This window comes from Octadecabacter temperatus (genome assembly GCF_001187845.1).
In the GTDB taxonomy this organism is placed as follows: domain Bacteria; phylum Pseudomonadota; class Alphaproteobacteria; order Rhodobacterales; family Rhodobacteraceae; genus Octadecabacter; species Octadecabacter temperatus.
The window spans coordinates 2,775,209-2,800,062 of record NZ_CP012160.1; the positions used below are offsets into that span (position 1 = coordinate 2,775,209).

Genomic DNA, 24,854 nt, shown 5'->3' on the forward strand with positions numbered 1-24,854 from the left:
CCCCGAGGAACCACAATGGCTGTTTTAGACGTTCGCGCCCCCAACACCCCGACCCTTCCGACAAGTAAGGCGGATCACTACGTGGGCGTGCATCGCGTCTTTTGCGTTGGCCAGAATTACGCCGACCATGTTGTTGAAATGGGTGGCAACACCAAAGCCAACCCGCCGATCTTCTTTATGAAGCCCGCGAGCGCGGTTGTAACGACCGGCCAAACAATTCCATTTCCGCCTGCTACGGAAAATCTTCAGCACGAAGTCGAGCTTACCATCGTGATTCAGAACGGTGGCGCGGATATTTCCGAAGCCGACGCGCTTGAACATGTCTACGGATACGCGACGGGCAATGATCTAACCCGCCGAGACCTACAATTCGCCGCCAAAAGCAAAGGCGCGCCTTGGGAAATGGGCAAAGGGTTCGACAATTCCGCGATTATTGGGACAGTGCATCCAGTCAGCGAGGTCGGCCACCCTACCGTGGGTGCCGTTACCTGTTCTGTTGACGGCGAAAACCGTCAAAACGGCGACCTGAACCAGATGATCTGGTCCGTCCCTGCAATCATTGCGACGCTTTCAAAGTTCGTGAAGTTGGAAGCCGGTGACATCATCATGACGGGAACGCCCGCTGGTGTTGGGCCGATTGTGAAAGGTCAAACCTGCGTTTGTGAAATCGAAGGACTGTCCCCTGCGACAGTTACATTCGAAGCCTAGTCAAAGGCCGCTTTCATCAGTTCTTGCGTGTAGGTTTCCTTAGGGGCGTCGAAGACCGTATCGACGTCCCCTGCCTCAACGATATCCCCGCGTTTCATCACCATCACCTTATGGGACAACGCGCGCACGACCTTTAGATCATGTGAAATGAACAGATAGGCCAGCTGGTATTTCTGCTGCAAATTCCGCAACAGTTCAACGATCTGGACCTGCACGGTCATATCCAACGCGGATGTGGGCTCATCGAGGACGACAAGTTTTGGGCGCAAGATCATGGCCCGTGCGATCGCAATGCGTTGACGTTGACCGCCGGAAAACTCGTGCGGGTAGCGGTCCATCAGCACAGGATCAAGGCCGACTTCGCGCATGATATCGGACACCATTTCACGGGAATTTTTGCCCTCGGCAGTCCCATGCACGGTCAAACCTTCTGCGATGATCTGTTCAACCGTCATCCGCGGACTAAGCGATCCGTAAGGGTCTTGAAACACGATCTGCATTTCACTGCGCAACGGTCGCATTTGGCGATCCGCCAGCCCCTGCAATTCAGACCCCATAAACACGATCCGCCCTTCTGAGCGGATTAAGCGCATCATCGCCAGCGCAAGGGTCGTTTTGCCGGAACCGGATTCACCAACGATGCCGACAGTCTCTCCTGCCCTCACGGTAAAGCTCGCATCATTCACGGCCTTCACGTACCCAGTCGTGCGACGCAGCAAACCAGATGTCAGAGGGAACCAGATTTTCAGGTTCTCCGCCTGCGCGACAACGTTTGCAGCTGGATCGACAGGAATGGGTGATCCTGTGCTTTCGGCTTCGAGCAGTGTGCGAGTATATTCGTGCTTCGGGTTCGCAAAAATCTCGGCTGTGGGGCCGTGCTCAACGATTTCGCCGTCCTTCATCACACAGACCCGATCCGCGATCTTGCGAACAATTGTAAGGTCATGGGTGATGAACAGCATCGACATATTCAGGTCGCGCTTAAGGTCAGCTAACAGATCCAGAATTTGGGCTTGGATGGTGACGTCAAGCGCCGTGGTCGGTTCATCCGCGATCAGCATCTCAGGGCCATTTGCCAGCGCCATCGCGATCATAACGCGTTGGCGTTGTCCGCCAGACAGCTGGTGTGGATAGGCCGAAAGTCTGCTTTCGGGTTCGTGAATGCCGACCTGCAACAAAAGCTCGATAATACGCGCACGAACCGCATCGCCACGTAGTCCTTGATGCAGCTCAATACTTTCGCGCAACTGCTTTTCAATGGTGTGCAGCGGGTTCAGGGACGTCATCGGTTCTTGAAAGATAAAGCTGATGTCGTTGCCGCGAACGCGCTGTAAGTCTTTCTCAGACGCTCCAACCATCTGGGTGCCGTCATAGGTGATAGACCCACCATAGGTGGCGCTGTCGCCAAGCAATTGAACGGTAGACAAGGCAGACACCGATTTACCGGAACCGGATTCACCAACCAGTGCAACAGTCTCACCCTTGTCGACATGAAATGACACACCGCGAACGGCGTGTGTTGTTTCCCCATCTTGGCGAAAATCAACGGTGAGGTTTTGAACGTCTAGTACGCGAGCGCTCATGAGAATGTCTTTCGCGGATCGAAGGCGTCACGCACGCCCTCGAAGATGAACACCAATAGCGACAGCATGATCGCGAAAGTAAAGAATGCGGTGAAGCCGAGCCAAGGTGCTTGCAGGTTTTGTTTGGCTTGCAATGTCATCTCGCCCAAAGACGGCGCCGATGACGGCAGGCCGAACCCAAGGAAATCGAGAGACGCCAGTGTTGCGATTGTTCCGGTAATCAGGAACGGCAACATCGTAACAGTGGCGACCATCGCATTGGGCAACATGTGACGAAACATGATTGTGCGGTCTGAAACGCCCAAAGCTTTGGCGGCGCGCACGTATTCAAAGTTACGCGCCCGCAGGAATTCAGCGCGCACTACACCGACCAAGGCAGGCCAGCCGAACAAAATGGTCAGGAACACAAGGAGCCAGAAACTTCGCCCTAAAATCGCGAATAGAATGATGATCACGTATAGCGACGGAGTACTTCCCCAAATCTCAAGCAAGCGCTGGAACACAAGGTCAACCCAACCGCCGAAATAGCCCTGCACAGCACCGGCAATAATACCGATGATCGATGCGCAGGTCGTCACGATGATCGTAAACAGGATCGACAATCGGAACCCGTGGATCACCCGCGCAACGACGTCGCGTTTGGTGTCATCCGTGCCAAGCCAGTTGTTCTCGTCCGGCGGGCTGGGTGCAACGCCGGGGATGTCGACGATGGTGTCGTAGCTGTAAGGAATAGGCGGCCAGACCAGCCAACCCCTTTCAAAGCCGTCTTCTTCAATCGTTCCCGCACGCGCTGCTTCGATCATTCCGTCTGGGTCATCAAAGCAGGTTTGCAGCCCGCCAGTTTCGATCAAGCACTTCACTTCGATGTCTTTGTATTCGGCCTGCGTCGGGAAATCCCCGCCGTAGTCACGTTCGGAATAGAAGCTGAAGATCGGCATACGGTATTCGCCTTGGTACTTCACCAATATGGGTTTGTCGTTCGCGAGGAACTCAGCGAACAGCGACATCACGAACAAGAACAAAAATATCCAAAGCGACCAATAAGCACGGCGGTTTCGCGTGAAGTTACGCCAACGGCGCTTGTTCAAAGGTGACAGGCTGAACCGGCTCTTCTTTGGGGTTGGGGGAATTGCGGTTTCCATGCCTATCCCCTCTTCTCAAAGTCGATACGTGGGTCGATCAGAACGTAGGTGATATCGGTAATAATGCCGACGACGAGACCCATCAGAGAGAACGCAAACAGCGTACCAAACATCACCGGATAATCGCGCTGCAACGTAGCCTCAAAGCCCAAGCGTCCAAGGCCATCAAGCGAGAACAGCGTTTCGATGATCAGCGATCCACCAAAGAACACGCCGATGAAAAGTGCTGGGAACCCTGAGATCACAATCAACATCGCGTTGCGGAATACGTGGCCGTAAAGCACGCGATTTTCAGACAATCCCTTTGCCTTGGCGGTGATGACGTATTGCTTTTTGATCTCATCGAGAAAGCTGTTTTTGGTTAACAACGTTAACGTTGCGAATGCCGAAATGGTCGACGCCAGAACGGGCAGCGCTATGTGGTGGAAGTAATCCTTGATCTGCCCCCACGTGCTAAGCGTGTCGAAATCCGACGACGTCAAACCACGTAGCGGGAACAAACGCATGCAAGTTGGGTTGGAATTATAAAGCCAGGTCACGTTCTCGCGGAAGAATTCGGATATTCCAAATGGAAGGCGGAAACAGTTGTTCGACGCGAACAATACGATCAGCAGAATGGCGAAAAGGAACCCCGGAATCGCGTAGCCGACAATGATTGCAGCGGACGTCCACGTATCAAACGATGACCCGTCGCGAACCGCCTTTTTGATGCCAAGCGGGATAGACACCATGTAGGCGATCAACGTGGACCACAGACCCAAGGTGATCGACACAGGCATCTTCTCAAGCACCAGATCGACAACGGAAACGGAGCGGAAATAGCTCTCTCCGAAGTCAAAACGCATGTAGTCCCACATCATCAGAAAAAAGCGTTCGAATGCGGGGATAGGTACGGGGTTACATTCGTCCGCCCGTAAATCCGGTTCGCCCGTAAAGCCTGCGTCACAAACAATGCGGGCAAAGTTAAATTCGACCTGCAATTCATCCAGAAATTCTTGGGGCAACCCGCGTGAGGCAACGCTATCGCCGCTCTCGTTCTCAATCAGCTCGCCACCGCCACCAGAGATACCTTCAAAAACATCACCGCCGCCTTCCATCTGCGCGATGATCTGGTCAATCGGCCCACCGGGGACAAATTGGATCAGCACGAAGTTGATGATCATGATCCCAAGCAAAGTTGGGACCACAAGCAGCAATCGTTTGAGAATATAGGCGCCCATTTAGTGCGTAGCTTTCGTTTTTATTGCTGTCCGCGTCAGGGGCTTAGAATGCTCCTGCAGCTTTCAGTTCTTCTGCTCTTTCGGCGTTGTACCACCAGAATGACAAATGACCCAATGAGAAAGGTGGCAAAGTATCGGGGTATTCGAACATATCGTAATACGCGACCGTATGCGTTGACTTGTACCACTGCGGCACCCAGAAACCCTTGGCGCGCAGAACGCGGTCAATCGCGTGGGTGCCGGTTGTCATCTCTTCCAGCGAAGATGCATTGATCACGGTATCCAACAGGCGATCGACTGCGGGGTCTTCAAGGCCCATTAGATTGCGTGAACTATCCGCAGCCGTCTCAGAGCCAAACCATTGCCGCATCCCAATTCCGGGTTCGAAACCTTGGGTCATCGTGTGAGTGATCAAGTCAAAATCAGACGGTGCGTCTAGTCGCTCAACATACTGCGCAAAGTCCACCCGATCGAGGCTGGCACTCACGCCAAGGCGTTGCAGGCTCTCAACGTAAGGATTGATGATCCGGTCAAAGCCAGCCGATGCAGACAGAAACTCAACGTTTAGAACTTCACCGTCTTTGCGGCGCATTCCGTCATCCCCTGCGATCCAACCTGCTTGGTCCAATAGATCGGACGCGAGTCGCAAGTTCGCACGGTCGGTTGGGCGGCTTGGATTGGACGTTGGCGGTAGCACTGCCTCGTCGGTTAATATCGACGCATCTAAAAGGCCTTCGTCAACAAGGGGCTCAAGTAACGCCAATTCACCATCTGATGGGGTGCCTTGTGCCTGAAGTTCAGAATTTTGCCAGAACGATTCAACGCGGTCATACAAGCCGTAGAAAAGCGTCTCATTAGACCATTCAAAGTTGAACATCAGTCCAAGGGCCTCACGAACGGCAGGGTCTTGGAATTTTGGATTCCGCAAGTTGAAGATAAATGCTTGTGCGGTACCGATTGTGCCGTCTTCCAATTCCTCTTTACGCACCCAACCATTCTCAATCGCTGGGAATTCGTAGCCCGTTGCCCACTGCAAGGACGAGCTTTCTTGGCGGAATGTGTATTCGCCCGCTTTGAACGCTTCGAATGCAGCGGCGCTGTCTGAGAAATATTCATACCGGATGCTGTCGAAATTCGCCTGCCCGATATTGAACGGATGCTCAGCGCCCCACCAATCTGGGTCGCGCTCATAAATAACTTGGCGGTTGGTATCGTAGCTGCCCAGTACATAGGCACCCGTTCCAAGGAACGGCACATCCGTTGATTCATCTAAACGGGCACCGGTTTCTTCAAACCATGCCTTTGAGAACGCGCGGTTGCCACCCGCGATGCCAATCACATCGCGGCGTGGCGCATCCGGCGTGAAATTGAATTTAACGCGGTAGGTATCAAGAACTTCGACGCCTGCGAGGTACTGTGAAACCACGTTCACGTACTCAGGGATACCTTGCTCCATGATCAGGTTGTGAAAGAACTCAATGTCTTCAGCCGTGAAGGGCGTACCGTCAGAAAACGTAATGTCTTCGCGCAAATTGAAGATCACCCAGTCGCGGCTTTCCGGGTATTCAAGCGTCGTACACAGGTAGCAATACGACCCGTAAGGATCATCCGCCGTCGCTGCTAAGATACTTTCATACAAAATCGTCGTACCCGCGGCCGCAGCGCCTTCGCGGGTGAAGTTGTTGAAAGTATCAAACGTACCACGTGCCCAAACGCTGATTTCGCCACCCTTTGGTGCGTTAGGGTTCACATAATCCAAATGCACTGTATCGGGGCCGTACTTCAGCTCTCCGAAGTTGGTGTACCCGTGCGAGACAATGATTTCTTCATGACTATCAGCGTGAACCAATGTCGCCGCACCAAACGCTAAGACTGCCCCTGCAAGAAGGAGGCCAAGTTTGGAGCCCCATGCGTTTTGCGGTTTTGTCGCGACTTTGGCGGAACAACGCTGGTCTTTTATCATGTGGCACTCCTGAAATGGGCATATCTTGTGGGCATCAGCGTAGTGCGCGAATTAACAAACATTCAAGTTGAGATTGCGTGAGTTGGCCGTGATCACGCAAGGTTTAGGCCCGAAAATACAAAAGGCCGCCCCTGATGGGGCGGCCTTTGCAAAGAATTTTGATCGACGTTTAGTTGTCGATGCTGTCGAGATACGCAATCAGGTTCGCGCGATCTTGGATCTTACGCATGCCGTTGTACGTCATGTCAGTACCTGGCGCGTAGCCACGTGGGTTTTCAAGGAACGCATTGAGGTTCTCAGGCGTCCAAACGTCCGCAACAGCGACGAGTGATCCAGAGTAGCCGAAGCCGTCTTCGGTTCCCACGTTACGACCTACAACACCGTAAAGGGATGGGCCTGTGCTGTTCTCGCCAGCTTCAAGCTTGTGGCACGAAGAACAGTTGCGCCACTGGCTTTCACCTGCAGCCGCATCAGCCATCGCATAAATTTCTTCAAAAGCAGGGCCCTCGTCGACTGGTTCGTCAGTACCGCCAGCAGACGCAACTTCAATCACGTATCCAGCAGCATGCTCTTCACCGCCGTGCCCACCAGCGTGATAAACCTCTTCGGCGGCCCATTTACCAAGCAAAAAGACCAAGAACGTGCCGCAAACGGCGCCCAGAACTTTGGTCATTGTCATTGTGTCGAACATGTCGCGTTCCATTTTCTTCCTGATTCAGCAATCATGTATCCGCTTCCCCCGCCAATGATCAAGGTGTAGCACCGCGACCAAATGCCCATTTTAGAGAAACTTGGGAAAATCGGGGACTAAAGATGACCAAACGCATCGCATTTCAAGGTGAACCAGGTGCTTACGGGCACCAAGCCTGCGTCGAAGCACGTCCCGATTACGAACCTTTGCCCTGCGCAACGTTCAATTCCGCAATTGAAGCCGTGCGAAAGGGCGATGCAGACCTTGGCATGATCGCTGTCGAAAACTCTACCTACGGACGGGTTGGTGACGTGCACACGCTGCTTCCTGAAAGCGGGCTGCACATTATTGACGAAGCCTTCGTGCGGGTTCACATCAACCTACTTGGCAAACCCGGCGCACAAGTCGACCAGATAAAGACGGCTGCGGGTCACATTGTGATCCTGCCCCAATGCGGGAAGTTCCTGCGTGAAAAGGGTATTTCGCCCGTCATCAGCCCTGACAACGCACGTGCCGCAATGGACGTCGCCGCTGGCGAAGACATGACAGCTGGCGCGCTTGCGTCCGAAATGGCGGCTGAGATTTACGGCCTAAACGTTTTGGCACGTCACATTGAAGACCATGATCGCAACACCACACGTTTCTTGATCATGTCGCGTGAACTGGACCTGTCCAGACGTGGCAAGCACGGCATGGTCACGAGTTTCGTATTCCGTGTCCGCAACATTCCCGCCGCGCTTTACAAAGCAATGGGCGGTTTCGCGACCAATGGCGTCAACATGACCAAGCTGGAAAGCTACATGGTCGGTGGGCATTTCACCGCAACACAGTTTTACGCTGAGGTTGAGGGCCATCCAGATGACCGCAATGTGCAAAACGCGATGGAAGAGCTGGACTATTTCACAGACCACATCCGCCTGATGGGTGTGTTTCCCGCAGCCCCACGCCGCCATGAGAAAGCCAGCAGTTAAGAACGGTAACGCGTTTCGACATCGTCCGCAAAGCTGGCGACCAATGCGTTAAACTTGTTCTTATTCTTTGCACGCGCAAACTTAACCGATTGAAACAACAGCTTTGCTGGGATCGATTTTGCTGCCGCCGTCGCATTCACGTTAAGGCGTGTACGCGCCGGACTTAGCGCAACAAGATCAACCTGCAAGGTTGCGTCGGCACTCTTGGACGTCACATTGATCGTAATTGCGTTTGGCGCATCAACAGCCACAACCTCAGCATTCACGACCCGTTCAGCACCACGAAGCAAGAACTTTACCTGCCATTTCGTCCCGGCCACGGCAACGTCACCACCGGAAACACGTTCGACATCACCGCCGCGCCGCATAATCGAGCGTTCAAACGAAGCAAAATCGGTCACTTGTTCGAAAACGTACTCGATCGGTGCTTCAATATCTTCGCGTGTCGTAAATTCCATGATCTCTGCCCAGTTATCGGCCTTTACAGGCTCATTGTTTGTTATTCGGTCAGTCTAACGTATTGGCCAGCCAGTTCTCTAGCAAAAAATGCGCAATTGCACCCTTTCTCGCAGGAAGGATCGTTGGGTGTTCCCCTCGCGCGACTTGTTCCATCTCAGATCGGCTGACCCAGCGGGCGTCCTCCAGCTCAACCGGATCAAGCGTGATATCTTTGCTTGTTGCAGTTCCATAGCACCCGAGCATCAGTGAAGATGGAAACGCCCATGGCTGGCTCGCGAGGTAACTGACCTCACCGATGCGAATACCTGCTTCTTCAAAAACCTCACGGCGTACTGCGGCTTCCATGGTTTCACCGGGTTCAACAAACCCAGCGAGGAGCGAATACATACCCTCGGGCCAACCCGGGGAGCGCCCGACAAGAACCTCGTCATCGGCCACAATCAACATAATCACGACAGGATCCGTGCGCGGAAAATGCGACGTATCACAAGTAGGACAAAGGCGGCGCCAGCCTGCATCAACCGCGTTGCTTAAGGTTCCACAGCTTGAGCAAAACTTGTGGCTGTCGTGCCACCCCAAAACAGCCCGTGCCGTCGACGCAAGCTCGCCGTCGCGCGGCGAAAGCGTGGTCATGATTGCGCGCAGTTCGGCAAAGATAGCGTCGCCCGTTGCCGGATGTTGTTGCTGGGACGCATCCAAAAACGTGTTCAACTCATCACCGTCAGGCAATTCTGGTGTCCAACGAGACAGGTTCACAGCAAAGACGGGTCCGTCATCATCCTGCCCCAAGAACACACGCACATCGCCAGCGTCCGCCATGACCGGATGATCAAGCGGCAGGCGCGCCAATGGGCCACCTTCTGAAGTGATAAGGGGTTTCCCGCGCCACAACACGACAGCCCTCGCCGCCGGATTGGCCCCAATTTGTGCATCATCTGCGCGTAAATGTGCTGCGCGATCCAAACCCGACCCGCCGAAGGTAACTGTTTCTGCATGTTTCATACCGCAACCGATGCCATGCCCCTACGCGCTGTGCAATCCATAGTGGGTCTTGCACGATGGATGGTGTGGGCCTATATCACCTTTCGAGGGGTTGGCGCGGGCAAGTGCCTCGCCAACCTGGTCAGGTCCGGAAGGAAGCAGCCACAACGAGCCCCACTTGGGTCGATGTCCAACCTCTCACCTACCGCCAAAATGCAAAGCATTTTCGCGGGGAAACGATAGAGCGAAAGTCCTACTTTCGCGGAATCGTTCAATAGGATAGCCATTTAATATGACAGACACCCTAAAAACCCTCGGCTGGTCCAACCACTTCATCCGTCAGGTTGACTATGATGAAGCCGCCGATCCGCCAGAACGACCGGTGCGTATTTCTGCCGTTCACCGCTCCCGTTTAGACGGTCTGTCGGCAAAGGGTGCCGAATCCCTCTCACCCACGGCTTCCGCTGGTATGTATGCCGTTGGCGATTGGGTGATCGCGACAGGTGCTGCCGCGTCCGAGCCGCTTGAGCGCACAACTGAAATTACCCGTCGCGCTGCTGGAGAGGATTCCAAACCTCAGCTAATCGCCGCGAATGTCGACACGCTTGGCATCGTCAGCAGTTGCAACGCCGACTTCAACGTCGCGCGACTAGAGCGGTATTTGGCGATGTGCGCCGCATCGGGATGTCTGCCGCTGGTTATCCTGACCAAGGCCGATCGATGCGATGACCCACAAAGCTACGTTAAACAGGCCGAAAAACTGTCCCCGTTGCTGAGTGCGATTGCCGTTGATGCCACGGATGATGAGGACGTAAAGCGCCTGAACCCGTGGTGTTCCAATGGGCAAACGCTTGCGCTGGTTGGCTCATCCGGCGTTGGGAAAACGACCATCCAGAACCGGCTTACGGATGTTGTCGACACCACCCAAGATATTCGCGCAGATGACGCCAAGGGGCGGCATACGACGACGAACCGCAATCTACGCCCAACATTTGCAGGTGGTTGGCTGATTGACACGCCCGGTATGCGCGAACTGCGTCTTGTGGATGCTGAGGAAGGCGTAGATGAGGTGTTTTCCGACATCACTGAGCTTTCCGCGATGTGCAAATTCAATGACTGCGCCCATATCACCGAACCGGGCTGCGCCATTCGCGCCGCGATTGAAGCGGGGGATTTGGATGCCGATCGTCTGGAACGCTGGCGCAAGCTGGAAAAGGAAAACCGTTTCAATACGGCAACCGTGGGTGAAAACCGCGGTCACTTAAAACGGCTACAAAAGATGTACAACGCGGGCAAAGAACGTGGCAGCGCTAAACGGAAGGGTTAGCCGCCCACTCTTGTTGGTCTTCGGTTTCTACGGCGCATGGGCGCGTCTGTCGCAACCTTTTTAAAGCGAGATCAGGTGCTTCGCCCGCTTCAACCATCAACCGCAACGCGACCATCCCAGAACGCCCGCATCCACCAAAACAGTGGATCAGTATTTTGCCGCTGTTCGCCAAGACATCGGCACTACCGCGCGAAACTTCACCCCACATCGCTTTAATATGATTGTCAGGCGCGCCGAAGTCGACGATCGGCAAGTGGCGCCATTGGATACCTACTGCGGCAAGGTCATCCCCGAAATTCGTTGCACCCATGCGATCCAACTCTGACTGGGTGGTCATGGTCAGCACCAGATCAGGGGCCCAGTGCAGAACCGCAGACAGATCCGTTTCATAAGCCCCAGATCGCCCCGGAATAGGGGACAAGGCAACCTGCCCTGCCCCCACTTCCAGCGGATAAATTGCGAACTTAGACGATCCCATATTCAACCACCTGTCCGGGCTTATCGTCTGCCCATTGCGTCAGGAATTCTCGGATCTCGGGCGAGCCAGACGCATCCAACGCCTTACGCGGAAGTGCGACCCCTTCATCCAAAGCCAACTGAAGGCACCCAATATAGTCGCCGTTCGCACGTTGCGGATTGTTTTCCGCCCCGTGCAATATGGTCGACAGCAAGGTGCCACCATAGTTGTTCACATGCCCAAGATTAGGGCTGAGCTTCAGGAAATACTGCATCACATCAGCCAACCCGTTCCAGCCAGCCGCCTGAACGGGCGTGATGCCTTCTGAATCCGGACGGTCCCATTCAAGCCCGATGGCTACCAGCGCCTTGAGGTGGGGTAGTTTGCCGGGCAAGTGCAAGACTTCACGCAATAAGCCGCGATATTCATCAGGCAAAGTTGCGGTGTTGATATACCCGTCTGGAATTTGCCCCGAAGCAGCCGTGGCCAACATCTGTTCGATATCGGTAAGCACCGTTTCTTCGCCGCGCTCCTCGATCTGCGAAGCAAGATCGGCGTTACCAAAGACCTTAGCGAAGGCATATGCGCTATGCCCTTTCCAAGACGCAGATGGGGCCGCACCGTGATCTAGCAACACGTCCAAGATCGGCCCCGAATTCATCCGCCGCGCCGCTTGATGCAGCACAGGAACGCCGTGTTCAGTTCCGGTGCCAGCCGTCCATGCATCCGACCCCTCATTAGGGTCAGCACCATGCTCCAACAACAACGTCACCATCTCGACGGAGTCGAAATCCATCGCACGGGGCAAAGCATTCGTTTGTTTAGGATCCGCGCCATGCGTCAGCAATAGACGCAGCCCGTCAGCATGGCCAAGCTCAGTCGCGTGATACAGGCTTTCGCCATCATTCGGGTTCGCGCCATTTTCCAGCAACCACGTCGCCAGTTCCATGTTTCCAGCGTGCCCTAGCGCCCAATAGAGCGGCGACAAAGGGTCACCGTTTTCAACACTGCCTGCATTCACATCAGCACCGTTCGCCACAAGCATATCTGCAATCGCTGCACTATCCGCACCGCCCTCTGGCTGAACCGTAAACATGCGCGATTTACACAGATGCACCATTGGCAGGAACGGACCTGCCCGTTTGGATGCCAATGCCGGATCATCTTTCAGCATCATCCAAACGGATTTCACATCATTCAGCCCACATAGCAGGCCGAAATGATCCTTCGCCAAATCGGGCGTACCCTCAAGTAATTTCGCGACGACCCCAGTCCGTCCTGCGTGCAAAGCTATCTTGAGCTTTTGAATTTTCTGCGCACGGTCCAAACCGACGGTTTCAATCGCGTCTTTCATCACGGGCCAAGTCGGGAAGTTATTTTCTTGCGCGATCACATGCAGGTAATCAGCGTGGCGTAAATCGGCGCCGTCGCTACGGGGCCTTACGGTCGCGATACGGGTCAACGCATCAGGCAAACCGGTTTCATATTCAGTTTTCAACGCCTTCGCCGCACGGCGGAATTTATCTAGGGGGTTCGTCATATCAGGCTTCCTCATCCAAATATCCCAAGAGTCCGCTAACCAGGGCATGAGAAAGACCGAAAAGGTCTATTCAAAAATATATGTGAAGGGTGCCGATACAGCTTTTCGCGAACCTGATTGCCTCCCTAAAGGCACGCAATGTGTACCGCACAGCAGTGGACCTTGGCAAGCGGGCAGCATAGGTTTTGCAAATGACCGAATCCGATACCCCAAAGTACCAAGTCCTCGCACGTAAGTACCGCCCCGAGACATTTGCCGACCTCGTCGGGCAATCGGCAATGGTGCGCACGCTGAAAAACGCTTTTGAAGCGGACCGTATCGCGCAAGCCTTCATCATGACGGGTATCCGTGGAACGGGTAAAACCACCACCGCACGGATCATCGCCAAGGGCATGAATTGCATCGGTGAGGATGGTCAGGGTGGCCCTACGACTGAACCATGCGGCAAATGTGAAAACTGCGTTGCCATCATGGAAGGACGCCACGTTGACGTGATGGAAATGGATGCTGCGTCGCGCACTGGTGTGGGCGACATCCGCGAAATCATCGAAAGCGTGCATTACCGCGCCGCATCTGCGCGCTACAAAATCTACATCATCGATGAGGTTCACATGCTGTCGACCAGCGCGTTCAACGCGCTGCTGAAGACGCTTGAGGAACCACCAGAGCATGTGAAATTCATCTTTGCGACGACCGAAATTCGCAAAGTCCCCGTGACGGTCCTTTCGCGTTGTCAGCGTTTTGATCTGCGCCGCATTGAGCCGGAAGATCAAATCGGCTTGCTGCGTAAAATCGCAACCGCCGAGAAAGCTGAAATCACAGATGATGCGCTGGCGCTGATTACCCGCGCTGCCGAAGGTTCTGCGCGGGACGCGCAATCCCTCCTCGACCAAGCGATCAGCCATGGCGCTGGTGAAACGACTGCCGAGCAGGTCCGCGCAATGCTTGGCCTTGCGGACCGTGGCCGCGTGCTTGATCTGTTTGACATGATCCTCAAGGGTCAAGCGGCTGACGCCCTGCACGAACTGTCCAGCCAATACGCAGACGGTGCCGACCCGATGGCGATCCTGCGTGACCTCGCTGAAATCGCGCACTGGGTAAGCGTCATAAAGATCACGCCAGACGCCGCCGAAGACCCGACCGTTAGCCCCGATGAACGCACACGTGGTGCCGCAATGGCCGAAGCGTTGGCGATGCGCGTTCTGACGCGTCTGTGGCAGATGTTGCTAAAGGCGCTCGAAGAAGTCGCGATGGCACCGAACGCGATGATGGCCGCTGAAATGGCGATCATCCGACTGACCCATGTCGCAGACCTTCCCAGCGTCGAAGAACTCGTTCGCAAGCTCGACAAAGAAACGCCGCCACCCGCGGGCCCAAGTGGTGGCCCCCGCGTTGCACCTGCGCAATCGGGCATGCAAACGGATGCGCAATCCAGCACGCCAGCGCCCACACATTCCGGTCCAAGTGGGCCTTCGGCATCTGCGGGTGGCGCAGCTTTGGCAGTCGCAAACGACGAAGCCCTCGCGCTCTATCCAACCTTCGAAACCGTGGTTGAGCTGATCCGCCGCCACCGCGATGTGAAGTTACTGGTCGAAGTTGAAACCGGTGTGCGCCTTGCAGCCTATCAGCCGGGGCGGATTGAATTTGTTCCTTCCGAAAGCGCCCCGCATGATCTTGCCCAGCGCCTAGGCTCACGACTTCAGGCGTGGACGGGCAACCGTTGGGCAGTCACGCTCGTCAATGATGGCGGCGCGGAAACGATTGCTGAGTTACGCGATGCCGAAGCGAACGATTTGCGCGACAAAGCAACGGCGCATCCGCTGGTTCAGGCCGTGTTGATGCAATTTCCGAAGTCCAAGATCACTGACATCCGCACCCCAAAGGCACTCGAAGCCGAAGCAGGGCTTGAAGCCCTGCCCGAAGTTGACGAGGAATGGGACCCGTTTGAAGATAGCTAACTTGCGGCACCGGCTTGGGCTGCTTATCTAAGGCCAAACAGACATTCAGGAGACGACGATGTTCAAAGGACTAGGCGGGCTTGGCGATATGGCCGGCATGATGAAAAAAGCCCAAGAGATGCAAAAGCAGATGGGCCAATTGCAAGAAGACCTGCACGACATCATGGTTGTCGGCGAAAGCGGTGCTGGCTTGGTAAAGGCAACTGCGTCCGCCAAAGGCGAGTTGCGCGGACTGGACATTGATCCGTCCATCTTCAACGGCGACGACAAAGAAGTTGTCGAAGACCTGATCCTTGCGGCGATCAAAGACGCGCAATCCAAAGCGTCCGACAAAGCGCAAAGCGAAATGGAAAAGCTGACCGAAGGTCTGGGCCTTCCAGCGGACATGAAGCTGCCGTTCTAAGTGACCCAAGCACCAAAAGACATTGATGCGCTGATCGACCTGATGGCCCGCTTGCCGGGTTTGGGGCCTCGATCTGCGCGTCGTGCGGTGCTGCACCTAATCAAGAAGCGCGGGCAGCTTTTGAACCCGTTGGCGCAGGCATTAACGACTGTTGGTGAAACAGCGCGTGAATGTTTGAACTGCGGCAACATCGGCACGTCCGATATCTGCGGTATTTGCGAAAGCGAGAAGCGCAACATTGGTCAGATTTGCGTTGTCGAAGATGTCGCCGATCTTTGGGCGATGGAGCGATCGGGCATTTTCAAAGGACGTTATCACGTGCTTGGTGGGACGCTGTCGGCACTTGATGACATCGGGCCGGACGAATTGCGCATTCCAAAACTACGTGATCGCGTCACAACAGAACACGTCACCGAAGTCATTCTCGCACTCGGAGCGACGATCGACGGGCAAACCACGGCCCACTACATTGCGGATGAATTGCAAGGCGTACAGGTCACAACCCTAGCGCAAGGTGTGCCCGTAGGTGGAGAGTTGGACTACCTCGATGACGGGACAATTTCGGCGGCGTTAAACGCCCGAAAAGCCCTTTGATCGGGTTTATTCAGCAGTCAGTTTGAAACCCAACGCTTGCCCCCAGTGAACAAATGTTCCGGTACAAACAAAGCCATTGTCACGGTAGCTACGCAACTCACGGCGAAAGCTATGGAACGCATAGTTGTAATCAGAACTTGCGCGCGTTTTCGGGTTTAAGTGACCCAGCATTACAAACACCGACTTGCGGCTAATGCGACAAAACTCATCAATCGATGACATCCAATCGTCAGGATGACCGGTGTGCTCCAGTGCCTGAAAGCACAACGTCGTATCAAAGCTCTTGGTCTCAAACGGATAATATCCGTCGGTATTGTCAAAAACTGTCATCGGCAAATCAATGCTTTCGACAACGTGACGGAAGGGCCAATCAGGCTTTTCCGAGCTACTACTCTCATCTGACCAAGTTTCGGTCGCGTAATCCGTTCCCATAACGTTGTGCCCATAGTGGCGCAAAATCTCAAGCATCGCGCCGTGCCCAGTCGACACTTCCAGCACGTCTTGGGGCGACGATGTTAGGAGCTCTGGCATGTACTGTTGGACTTGGTTCCAGCAGCGTTCAACGTTGAAACGTCGATCCGTTAGCTTGTGCTGCATCATAACACTACGGTCACGACCTGCAGCGTTTAACGGGTAATCGGACAACAGCGCAGCGGGCGGTTGGTCGCCAAATAGGGCAGCCGCATCGTCCGACGTCCGGCTTTTCCGAACCAACGTATGAACTTGTGGGTCTTTGAAGTCCTGAACGTCTTGCAACATCTGCCTTCTCTCCTTCACGTGCTCCCTTATGGGGCTCTCGGATTAAGATAGACTTAGCGTTAGGCATAAATTGGGCGAAATTGGGGTACTGGGTGCACAGCGGCCTAGTCGTGACGCAAAAGCCCCAGTCTATCGACCGGGGCTTCATATCGTTCAACAGGGTTAGCGCATTGACGTTTAGTCTTCGTCGTCGCCTGCGTCGTCCGGCAAATTGAAGAACGTGTCTTTGTCCGGAACAGACGTATCTTCTTCCGGTTCGACGTCCGTGCTCAGTGTGAATGTCTCAAGGCCTTCGATTGAAGCCGGGATCTTAGGCTCATCTTCCAAACCAAGGCTCTGTTCTGTGGAAACCAGCTTGCGACGTTCGTCGTCAGACATAACGCCACCCTCTTTGGCTTTCTTGGCCACAGCTTTTTGTACAGCTGCGTCCAGTTCGGACTGTTTACACAGGCCCAAAGCAACCGGATCAATCGGTTCGATGTTATTGATGTTCCAGTGCGTGCGCTCGCGGATTGCCTGAATTGTTGGCTTCGTCGTGCCAACCATTTTGGAAATCTGACCGTCTGAAAGCTCAGGGTGGAACTTCACCAACCAGTAAATGGATGCAGGACGATCCTGACGCTTGGACAGCGGTGTGTAACGCGGACCGCGGCGCTTTTCTTCGCCAGCAGATGCAGGGTTGAAAAGCAGCTCCAAGTTATACTTTGGATCAGCTTCGCCTTTGGTGATTTCTTCTTGCGTCAGCTGCTTGTTAGCAATCGGGTCAAACCCCTTAACGCCAGTCGCAACGTCACCGTCAGCGATGCCCTGAACTTCTAGCTCATGCAGGCCGCAGAAAACGGCGATCTGACGAAACGTCATTGTTGTGTTGTCGCACAGCCAAACTGCTGTGGCTTTGGCCATAATTGGTGTACCGCTCATCGCGTTTCTCCTTAACAGTCGACATGCCTCTCCCACGCCCTTGAAGGGGCAGACCGATTTGGCCGGGTTCACATTGTCGGGGAACTTGATTGCTATATAGTCGCGCGACTGGATTATGGAAAGACCCCAAATGCTGCGAATATTAGCCCTTCTTTGCGTTGTTGCCCTGCCTGCTAAGGCCCAAGACGTCGCGGGGGAGTTCGATTACTACGTTCTTTCCCTATCATGGTCGCCAAATTGGTGCGCGCTTGACGGCGATTCCCGCAATTCGCCCCAGTGTGAAGACGACAAGGATTTCGGCTGGGTTCTACACGGGTTGTGGCCGCAATATGAAAACGGCTGGCCCGCTGATTGCCGCCACACGTTCCGCAACCCTTCCCGCGCAGACACGTCCGCAATGGCCGATATTATGGGCACAAGCGGGTTGGCGTGGCACCAGTGGAATAAACACGGGTCTTGTTCGGGCCTGTCACCCGACGACTACTACGCGTTGGCGCGGCTGGCTTATGAACAGGTCACCCGCCCCGCGGTTTTCCGGCGCTTAGAAGACCCTATCACGCTTCCTGCATCGCTAATTGAAGAGGCGTTCATGCGCGAAAACGAAGGCTTAGATGCTGACGAAATCACCATCACATGCCGCAGCCAGCGCATTCAAGAAGCACGTATCTGTCTTACACGTGATCTAGAACTGCGCCGCTGTGGATCAGACGTCATCCGTGACTGCACGCTTGATGATGCGCTGTTTGATCCGGTTAGGTAACCTAACTACGCGTTCGCATCTCGCTTGAGGGCTTGAGCCATACAATGAATGCCGCCACCAGTTTTTGAAATTTCGGCTGTCTCAACGGCAGCCACTTCAAACCCACGGGCGCGCAACTTGTCGATCAATGTTTCCGACGACCTCGGCGCGATGATTTTGTCATTCCCGAGCGACATAAGATTGCACCCCAGCGCCATCGTATCAGCGAATGGTACATCAATTATCTCGTGCCCCTTTGCCTTAAGCCAATCAACAATTGCTGGTTCCGTACAGGCCAGACAAACAGCCGTCAGTTTCTCAGCGATTGGAACGACCATAAGGTCAATGTGAACGTAAAATTCGTCGATATAGGCGATGCGTACTTCCCAGCCTTCAGTTTCAAACCAGCCTGCAACCTGCTTCGCGCCCGCCTCATTGGTGCGTGCTTCGCCACAACCGATCAAGACACAGCCTTCTTCGATGACATTGAAGTCGCCACCTTCGAACGTGCCAGCGGTGACCATGTCATAGATCGGGATGCCCAGTTTTTCATAGGCGCGGATTGCAGCGTAGTTCTCGCCGCGGCGCCACCATTGGGACATCGCGGTGATGAAAGCCCCATATGGGGTCATCACACTGGAATCACGGGAGTATACCTGCATGGTCAGTTCAGGCTCTGCATCAAGCATGTGAACATTCACGTTGAAATGACGATAGGCGTCGACCAGCTCGGCATGTTGGGCCTGCGCGACTTGGATGTTGCACGGCGCTTCACGCAAATGCTTTCGCGACAAACTAGACGTTGCGCGGTGAAACAGGTGCGCGGGCGAGCCGAGCAAAACATCCGTCAGCGGATCAGTTTCATTCGGCAGCGTCCAATGTGTGAGAGGGGCTGTTCCACCATTTGGGTTGCGGCGTTGCAGACTGAAAGCATCAGTTGATTTATCGAGGGCCATTGGAAATTCTCCATCAAAGACGCTGGTTGCGCATGAATTCACAGGAGAACGGTAGAACCCAAGTTTGGTTCAGTCAATTGACGCGGGCGCATTCATTTGAGCTAAATGATCAGTGGGTTTCCCATAGTATAACGCATCCGTTGGCTACCCCGAACCTTCTATCACCCACAGAGCGCCGCCAAGGCGGTGGCAGCCTGAAAGGTCCCAAAGGCAAGGTTCCTGCCATCGGCATGTTTGCTCAGACCTTCAGCACGATCTTTCCAATGTGTGCGCTGCTTTCCATCCGCGTGTGCGCGGCGGCCGCGTCGGCCAACGCGAATTCATGATCCATCACAGGCACGACGCGCCCAGATGTAAGCAACGGCCAGACCTGTTCTCGCAACTGCATGGCGATCTCAGCCTTCGCCAAGTCCGATTGTGGGCGCAGGGTGCTGCCTGTGATTGTCAGGCGGCGCATCATTAGATGGGCGAAGTTCAATTCGATTTTGGGACCTTGAAGGAATGCGATTTGCACAAGACGCCCATCATCGGCCAAAGCACGCACATTACGTGGCAGGTAGTCCCCACCAACCATATCGAGGATCAGGTTCGCGCCACCCTCGGCCTTCATTACCTCAACAAAATCCGCTTCCCGATAGTTCATCGCCACCTCAGCCCCAAGGTCGAGGCAGGCCGCGCACTTCTCGTCAGACCCAGCGGTCGTGAACACGCGTGCTCCAAAGGCATTTGCCAGTTGAATTGCTGTCGTGCCGATACCAGACGAGCCACCATGCACCAAGAACCGCTCCCCCGCTTTCAACCCTCCGCGCATGAACACGTTGGACCAGACGGTGAAGAACGTTTCGGGCAAACACGCTGCCTGTTTCAACGACAATCCAACAGGAACCGGAAGGCAATGCGCGGCAGGTGTGACCACTTCTTCGGCATAACCGCCACCGGGCAACAATGCGCTAACTTGATCGCCAACGTTCCAGTCAGTTACCCCATCACCGATCGCAGAAATCTCACCCGCGGCCTCAAGTCCTGGCAAGGGGCTCGCACCTTTGGGTGGGTTATACATGCCGGCACGTTGCAAGGCGTCTGGGCGGTTAACACCGGCGTATGCCACCTTAATACGGACCTGACCAAAGGCGGGTTCTGGCGTTGGCACATCAACATGTGTTAGTACTTCGGGTCCGCCCGCTTGCGAAATCTCAACTGCTTTCATCGTCGTGTGCTCCATGAACCGGGTAAATCATCCGCCGGTGCGGACGGTGCTTTTATGTGAGAGGTGAAACGTTCCAGCGCACCTGCGAAGGGCTTGGTGAGCGGGTTCTTGTTCAACGCCGCTTTAAAACTTTCAAACTGCATCACGTTTTCAATGCGCCGATCGATGAAATCGGTCGTCGCTTGCCCGTCGTCCGTATCATCACCCAACCAGAACAAAACAACGGCGCCATAGACTGCCGAAAGCGTGGCGCGTTTGGTGTAGTAATTCACATCCTCAGACGTGTCCCCCAAAGCCGTCCAAATCGCGTCAGCCGTTCCCCAAATCAACTTGGAACCAATGGGCGCCATATGCGGCAGCGCGAACAACGCTGACCCACGGCGCACGGCTTCCTTGTCAGTTACGGCATCCAAGCGAAGGCGCACCGCATGGGCGACTTTGTCGCGAAATCGCATCTCGGACAGGTCAGCGGCTTTCAGGGCCGTCACCATCGCCGCGTCTCCTTCAGTGTGGAACAACACCGCAAGGTCTGAGGCACCACGCGGACACAATGCACGCGCCTCTTCAAGCGTTGCTCCGCAATCCTCAGCCGCCGCTGCAAACGCCTCATTCGACCAACCGTCAAAGGCGACATGCGGTAGAATCGCGTCGAGTAATGTCAGTGCAGTGGTCATATCAGGCTCCGATATCAGGCATTTGCCCCATACTAGACAAGTAACAGGGTACTTGCTATATGGCGGCCTCCTGCAACTTATTGCAAATCCAACTTAGAGAGGTGGTGAAAACCACATGCAGGTTAGTGTTCGTGACAACAACGTCGATCAGGCGCTCCGCGCTCTGAAGAAAAAGCTCCAGCGTGAAGGCGTTTTTCGTGAGATGAAGCTTAAGCAAGCTTTTGAAAAACCTTCTGAGAAGAAGGCACGTGAGAAAGCCGAAGCTATCCGCCGTCAGCGCAAGCTGGCTCGGAAAAAGCTTCAACGCGAGGGTATGGTCTAAGGACCTTATTCGACACGTTTAAGAATTAGGAAAACCCCGTGCTTTATGGCGCGGGGTTTTTCGTTAGATGACTTATGTTTAAGGTTCCTTTGATAAAGGAACGAACGAATGTCGAGCAGCACTAAGAAGACTTACGTTTTCAAAGAAAAATCATGGGAACCCATTGTCGAGATTGAGGGGGAAACTTTGATTTACCGAATGCCTGTCGCTTGCGGGCACTTCGACAAGTCATTCAGCTTTCGACTAGATCCAGCCGAATTCGAAGTTCTCAAAGCTGATGAGGAGCGGCGATACTTTCTTTATGCACTGTTACACAGCCAGTATCAGTCGAAACAAATGACGGCTTCGCTTTTAACCGATGAGAGCTTTCAAAAGGTACTGCTAGACGACGAAAACGCCGTAGAAAAACTACTGAGCACGCAAGACGAGGCATCCAATCGCGCAGTTTCCAATCTAGTCCGCATCTTAATGAAACGTGATCAACAACTAATGATAGCGGGCATTTGGTTTGCGGAACGCTAAACCGGTAACGCAGTCGTCTGCCGGACAGTCCGAAGCGCGAACGAGCTCTGCATCCCCTGCACACCCGGCAAACTTGCCAAGTACCTACGATGAATACGGGCAAAATCTTCGGCGTCTTCGGCCACGACCTTAAGCAAATAGTCCGCCTGCCCCGCCATCAAGTGGCATTCCAAAACGTCAGGAATTCGCGCGACGGACTTCTCAAACGCGTCAAGCACATCGTCAGCCTGCGCCCGCAATGTGATTTCCACGAACACTGTCGTCTTACGATCCACTTTGCGCGGATTCACCAGCGCCACGTAGCCTGAGATAAACCCATCCTTTTCCAACCGCTGAACACGACGGTGGCACGCTGATGGTGACAAGTTCACCTTGTCCGACAAGTCCGCGTTAGAAAGGCGGCCTTCGCGTTGCAGAGCATTCAAAAGGCGTCGGTCTGTTTCGTCTAACTCACTCAACGCAAAATCCTTTCGTATTTATCCATTTATTGCGGATATTCTTGCTATACATAGCGCTAACACGCCAAAGATTGCCACCCTTTTCCAACCGAACAGCGCGACTGTCACATTAGGGAATAGGAGAAATCACATGCACATCGGTTGCCCAAAAGAAATCAAACCACAAGAATTCCGCGTTGGCCTTACGCCAAATGCCGCCCGCGAAGCGATTGCGCACGGCCACAAAGTCACCGTCGAAACGCAAGGCGGCGTTGGTGCTGGGTTCAGTGACGAAGACTACATTGAGGCTGGCGCGGCAATCGCAGGCACCGCTGCCGAGATTTTCGCAGCCGCCGACATGATCGTGAAAGTAAAAGAACCCCAAGCCGTTGAACGCAAGATGCTGCGCGAAGGGCAGCTTTTGTTTACCTACCTTCATCTCGCCCCTGATCCAGAGCAAACCAAAGACCTCCTCGCGTCTGGTTGCACCGCGATTGCCTATGAAACGGTGACGGATGCACAGGGTGGCTTGCCTCTCCTCGCACCTATGTCCGAAGTTGCGGGTCGATTAGCACCACAAGTCGGCAGCTGGACACTGCAAAAAGCAAATGGTGGGCGCGGCGTACTAATGGGTGGCGTACCGGGCGTTGGCCCTGCAAAGGTCGTTGTAATCGGTGGCGGTGTTGTCGGTACGCATGCAGCACGGGTTGCCGCCGGAATGGGTGCGGATGTGACGGTGTTTGACCGCTCCCTTTCGCGTATGCGCTACCTTGACGATGTGTTCTCACGCGACTTCAAAACGATGTACGCAAGCGCTGGCAATACAATTGAGATGGTACGCGAAGCAGACATGGTAATCGGTGCCGTGTTGATCCCCGGTGCCGCAGCGCCCAAACTCATCAGCCGCGCACAATTGAGCGAGATGAAACAAGGTGCGGTGATTGTAGATGTGGCGATTGACCAAGGCGGGTGCTTTGAAACGTCCAAGGCAACGACGCACCAAGATCCGATCTATGATGTGGACGGGATCATGCACTACTGCGTGGCGAACATGCCGGGGGCAGTCGCCCGCACGTCAACAATTGCCCTTGGCAACGCGACGATGCCGTTCATGCTGGCCTTAGCCGATAAAGGTTGGCGGCAAGCATGCGAGGATGATGCGCATTTGCTGAACGGGTTGAACGTGCATGCCGGACAATTGACCTACTTCGCCGTTGGCAAAGCGCTGGGTATGGATGTTCTGTCCCCACAATTGGCCCTTAAGGCCTAGACGAAAAAAGGCCCGCCACAAACGGGCGGGCCTCTCGTCACCGATTGGATCGGATTACTTCTTCAGTGCTGTCAAGATGTCAGCCAGAAGCTCTTCCTGTGTTGGGCCAGCTGGCTCAGCAGGTGCTTCTTCTTCAGCTTTCTTCATTTTGTTCACAGAGCGAACCAGCATGAAGATCACAAATGCGATGATCAGGAAGTTGATGATCGCCATGATGAAGTTACCGTATGTGAATACTGCATCGCCAACAGAGGCAGAAAGACCACCAAAATCAACGCCGCCCATGAAGATACCGATCAATGGGTTGATGATATCAGCAACAAGGCTGCCTACGATTGCGGTGAATGCTGCACCGATGATGATACCAACAGCCATGTCCATGACATTGCCCTTAGCGATGAAGTCTTTGAATTCTTTGATCATTTTTAGTCCCACTTTTTTCAAACCACGCACCGGTCTATGCCGTTAGCGCTCACGTGGTCCTCTTTACCCTAATTTCACTTTTTCCCAAAGGGGCAAGTTCATACTAACTTCCCCCCCAGTTGCTATGGACAGTGCGGGGCGGGTCAGTCGGTAAGAAGATTGCCCTTACGCAGGCAGTTCACCCGTCAGCACATAGCGCAAAATCTCAACAACTTCATTAGGCTCACGTGCGACAGCCAACGCAGCTGCATCAACTTCCTTAAGCGCGTGATCATGGTCAGGTTGTTGCAATACAATCAAAGACTTACCTTTGGCCGCTGCATAACCAGCATCAAACGCCGCATTCCACTGGCGGTACTTCTCACCGAAGCGAACGACAACAACATCAGCGTCCTCTATCCCTTTGCGGGTACGGATCGCGTTAACCATCGCGCCCTTGTGATCATGCCAAAACTTGTTTGGCTCGGCCCCTAAAATGTTAACACCACAATCGTCTGAGGCTTCGTGATTGGTGACGGGGCTGTTGAACGAAACGTCTAGTTCGCTTGCCCCATCAATTATTTGTTCGCGCCAATCCGTGTGGATTTCACCTGATAGATATACGTTCAGCATTTTGGCCTCCATTGT

General features: G+C 54.3%; 27 protein-coding genes and 1 other RNA gene. 11 read left to right on the plus strand and 17 right to left on the minus strand.

The window, feature by feature from the left end; all coding sequences use genetic code 11:
• The first annotated feature begins 15 nt into the window (after positions 1–15).
• Positions 16–708 (plus strand): fumarylacetoacetate hydrolase family protein, encoded by a 693-nt coding sequence (locus tag OSB_RS13895; RefSeq protein WP_049835558.1) that lies wholly within the window; start codon positions 16–18, stop codon positions 706–708.
• Here OSB_RS13895 and OSB_RS13900 read toward each other — a convergent pair.
• The 5 genes from OSB_RS13900 to OSB_RS13920 form a co-directional block, all read right to left on the minus strand.
• On the minus strand, positions 705–2,291 hold the full coding sequence (locus tag OSB_RS13900; protein ID WP_049835559.1) for an ABC transporter ATP-binding protein: 1,587 nt from the start codon (positions 2,289–2,291) through the stop codon (positions 705–707). The two genes, OSB_RS13895 and OSB_RS13900, sit on opposite strands and share 4 nt — an antisense overlap.
• Positions 2,288–3,433: an ABC transporter permease gene (locus OSB_RS13905; RefSeq protein WP_049835560.1), complete on the minus strand. Its 1,146-nt coding sequence runs from the start codon at positions 3,431–3,433 to the stop codon at positions 2,288–2,290. Before OSB_RS13905 ends, OSB_RS13900 begins: the two co-directional genes overlap by 4 nt.
• 2 nt (positions 3,434–3,435) lie before the next feature.
• The gene (locus tag OSB_RS13910) at positions 3,436–4,653 is read right to left on the minus strand and encodes a microcin C ABC transporter permease YejB (RefSeq protein WP_049835561.1); all 1,218 of its coding nucleotides are present in this window, start codon (positions 4,651–4,653) and stop codon (positions 3,436–3,438) included.
• Positions 4,654–4,696: 43 nt separating this feature from the next.
• Positions 4,697–6,616 (minus strand): extracellular solute-binding protein, encoded by a 1,920-nt coding sequence (locus OSB_RS13915; RefSeq protein ID WP_049835562.1) that lies wholly within the window; start codon positions 6,614–6,616, stop codon positions 4,697–4,699.
• Between the two features lie 169 nt (positions 6,617–6,785).
• Positions 6,786–7,307, minus strand: a complete 522-nt coding sequence (locus OSB_RS13920; RefSeq protein ID WP_049836183.1) for a c-type cytochrome — start codon at positions 7,305–7,307, stop codon at positions 6,786–6,788.
• Between the two features lie 122 nt (positions 7,308–7,429).
• Here OSB_RS13920 and OSB_RS13925 point away from each other — a divergent pair, with 122 nt between their 5' ends.
• On the plus strand, positions 7,430–8,278 hold the full coding sequence (locus OSB_RS13925; protein WP_049835563.1) for a prephenate dehydratase: 849 nt from the start codon (positions 7,430–7,432) through the stop codon (positions 8,276–8,278).
• On the opposite strand, the gene OSB_RS13930 is transcribed toward OSB_RS13925, so the two are convergent.
• On the minus strand, positions 8,275–8,736 hold the full coding sequence (locus tag OSB_RS13930; protein ID WP_049835564.1) for an SRPBCC family protein: 462 nt from the start codon (positions 8,734–8,736) through the stop codon (positions 8,275–8,277). The genes OSB_RS13925 and OSB_RS13930 overlap by 4 nt on opposite strands.
• Positions 8,737–8,785: 49 nt before the next feature.
• The gene (nudC, locus tag OSB_RS13935; protein WP_049835565.1) at positions 8,786–9,739 is read right to left on the minus strand and encodes an NAD(+) diphosphatase; all 954 of its coding nucleotides are present in this window, start codon (positions 9,737–9,739) and stop codon (positions 8,786–8,788) included.
• Positions 9,740–9,823: 84 nt separating this feature from the next.
• On the opposite strand from nudC, the gene ffs reads away from it, so the two are divergent.
• Positions 9,824–9,922, plus strand: an RNA gene (ffs, locus tag OSB_RS16540) — signal recognition particle sRNA small type.
• Between the two features lie 88 nt (positions 9,923–10,010).
• On the plus strand, positions 10,011–11,045 hold the full coding sequence (gene rsgA / locus OSB_RS13940) for a ribosome small subunit-dependent GTPase A (protein WP_049835566.1): 1,035 nt from the start codon (positions 10,011–10,013) through the stop codon (positions 11,043–11,045).
• On the opposite strand, the gene OSB_RS13945 is transcribed toward rsgA, so the two are convergent.
• Positions 11,029–11,523 carry a protein-tyrosine phosphatase family protein gene (locus OSB_RS13945; RefSeq protein ID WP_049835567.1) on the minus strand — a complete coding sequence of 165 codons (495 nt, stop codon included), beginning with the start codon at positions 11,521–11,523 and terminating at the stop codon, positions 11,029–11,031. The two genes, rsgA and OSB_RS13945, sit on opposite strands and share 17 nt — an antisense overlap.
• A complete protein-coding gene (locus OSB_RS13950; RefSeq protein ID WP_049835568.1) occupies positions 11,510–13,042 on the minus strand; it encodes an ankyrin repeat domain-containing protein in 1,533 nt (510 codons plus the stop codon). Before OSB_RS13950 ends, OSB_RS13945 begins: the two co-directional genes overlap by 14 nt.
• Positions 13,043–13,233: 191 nt before the next feature.
• Here OSB_RS13950 and OSB_RS13955 point away from each other — a divergent pair, with 191 nt between their 5' ends.
• From OSB_RS13955 to recR, 3 genes are read left to right on the plus strand one after another with little or no spacing between them, the layout of a single operon-like run.
• On the plus strand, positions 13,234–15,000 hold the full coding sequence (locus OSB_RS13955; RefSeq protein ID WP_049835569.1) for a DNA polymerase III subunit gamma/tau: 1,767 nt from the start codon (positions 13,234–13,236) through the stop codon (positions 14,998–15,000).
• 58 nt (positions 15,001–15,058) lie between these two features.
• Positions 15,059–15,403, plus strand: coding sequence for a YbaB/EbfC family nucleoid-associated protein (locus tag OSB_RS13960; protein ID WP_049835570.1), 345 nt, complete (start codon positions 15,059–15,061; stop codon positions 15,401–15,403).
• Positions 15,404–15,997 carry a recombination mediator RecR gene (gene recR, locus OSB_RS13965; protein ID WP_074202294.1) on the plus strand — a complete coding sequence of 198 codons (594 nt, stop codon included), beginning with the start codon at positions 15,404–15,406 and terminating at the stop codon, positions 15,995–15,997. It begins immediately after the preceding gene.
• Positions 15,998–16,003: 6 nt separating this feature from the next.
• Here the strand turns inward: recR and OSB_RS13970 are convergent, their stop codons facing one another.
• The gene (locus OSB_RS13970; protein WP_049835571.1) at positions 16,004–16,756 is read right to left on the minus strand and encodes a methyltransferase domain-containing protein; all 753 of its coding nucleotides are present in this window, start codon (positions 16,754–16,756) and stop codon (positions 16,004–16,006) included.
• Between the two features lie 177 nt (positions 16,757–16,933).
• The gene (locus tag OSB_RS13975; RefSeq protein ID WP_049835572.1) at positions 16,934–17,677 is read right to left on the minus strand and encodes a DUF1013 domain-containing protein; all 744 of its coding nucleotides are present in this window, start codon (positions 17,675–17,677) and stop codon (positions 16,934–16,936) included.
• Positions 17,678–17,807: 130 nt separating this feature from the next.
• Between OSB_RS13975 and OSB_RS13980 the strand changes: the two genes are divergently transcribed.
• Positions 17,808–18,437 carry a ribonuclease T2 family protein gene (locus tag OSB_RS13980; RefSeq protein WP_412457893.1) on the plus strand — a complete coding sequence of 210 codons (630 nt, stop codon included), beginning with the start codon at positions 17,808–17,810 and terminating at the stop codon, positions 18,435–18,437.
• 5 nt (positions 18,438–18,442) lie between these two features.
• Here OSB_RS13980 and OSB_RS13985 read toward each other — a convergent pair whose 3' ends face one another.
• The 3 genes from OSB_RS13985 to OSB_RS13995 form a co-directional block, all read right to left on the minus strand.
• Entirely contained in the window at positions 18,443–19,372 is a 930-nt protein-coding gene (locus OSB_RS13985) for a dimethylarginine dimethylaminohydrolase family protein (protein WP_049835574.1), read from the minus strand.
• Between the two features lie 238 nt (positions 19,373–19,610).
• On the minus strand, positions 19,611–20,579 hold the full coding sequence (locus OSB_RS13990) for an NAD(P)H-quinone oxidoreductase (RefSeq protein WP_082166479.1): 969 nt from the start codon (positions 20,577–20,579) through the stop codon (positions 19,611–19,613).
• On the minus strand, positions 20,576–21,253 hold the full coding sequence (locus OSB_RS13995; RefSeq protein ID WP_049835576.1) for a COQ9 family protein: 678 nt from the start codon (positions 21,251–21,253) through the stop codon (positions 20,576–20,578). The genes OSB_RS13990 and OSB_RS13995 overlap by 4 nt, the downstream gene beginning before the upstream one ends.
• Before the next feature lie 115 nt (positions 21,254–21,368).
• Here OSB_RS13995 and rpsU point away from each other — a divergent pair, with 115 nt between their 5' ends.
• Positions 21,369–21,575: a 30S ribosomal protein S21 gene (rpsU, locus tag OSB_RS14000; protein WP_049835577.1), complete on the plus strand. Its 207-nt coding sequence runs from the start codon at positions 21,369–21,371 to the stop codon at positions 21,573–21,575.
• A gap of 108 nt (positions 21,576–21,683) precedes the next feature.
• Complete coding sequence (locus OSB_RS14005) at positions 21,684–22,097, plus strand: hypothetical protein (RefSeq protein WP_049835578.1); 414 nt, start codon at positions 21,684–21,686, stop codon at positions 22,095–22,097.
• Here OSB_RS14005 and OSB_RS14010 read toward each other — a convergent pair.
• A complete protein-coding gene (locus OSB_RS14010) occupies positions 22,094–22,555 on the minus strand; it encodes an Lrp/AsnC family transcriptional regulator (protein ID WP_049835579.1) in 462 nt (153 codons plus the stop codon). The two genes, OSB_RS14005 and OSB_RS14010, sit on opposite strands and share 4 nt — an antisense overlap.
• A 130-nt stretch (positions 22,556–22,685) precedes the next feature.
• Between OSB_RS14010 and ald the strand changes: the two genes are divergently transcribed.
• Positions 22,686–23,804 (plus strand): alanine dehydrogenase, encoded by a 1,119-nt coding sequence (ald, locus tag OSB_RS14015; RefSeq protein ID WP_049835580.1) that lies wholly within the window; start codon positions 22,686–22,688, stop codon positions 23,802–23,804.
• A gap of 54 nt (positions 23,805–23,858) precedes the next feature.
• Here ald and mscL read toward each other — a convergent pair whose 3' ends face one another.
• Positions 23,859–24,227, minus strand: coding sequence for a large conductance mechanosensitive channel protein MscL (gene mscL / locus OSB_RS14020; RefSeq protein ID WP_049835581.1), 369 nt, complete (start codon positions 24,225–24,227; stop codon positions 23,859–23,861).
• A 165-nt stretch (positions 24,228–24,392) separates the two neighbouring features.
• Entirely contained in the window at positions 24,393–24,839 is a 447-nt protein-coding gene (locus tag OSB_RS14025; protein WP_049836185.1) for a YtoQ family protein, read from the minus strand.
• Between the last annotated feature and the right edge of the window lie 15 nt (positions 24,840–24,854).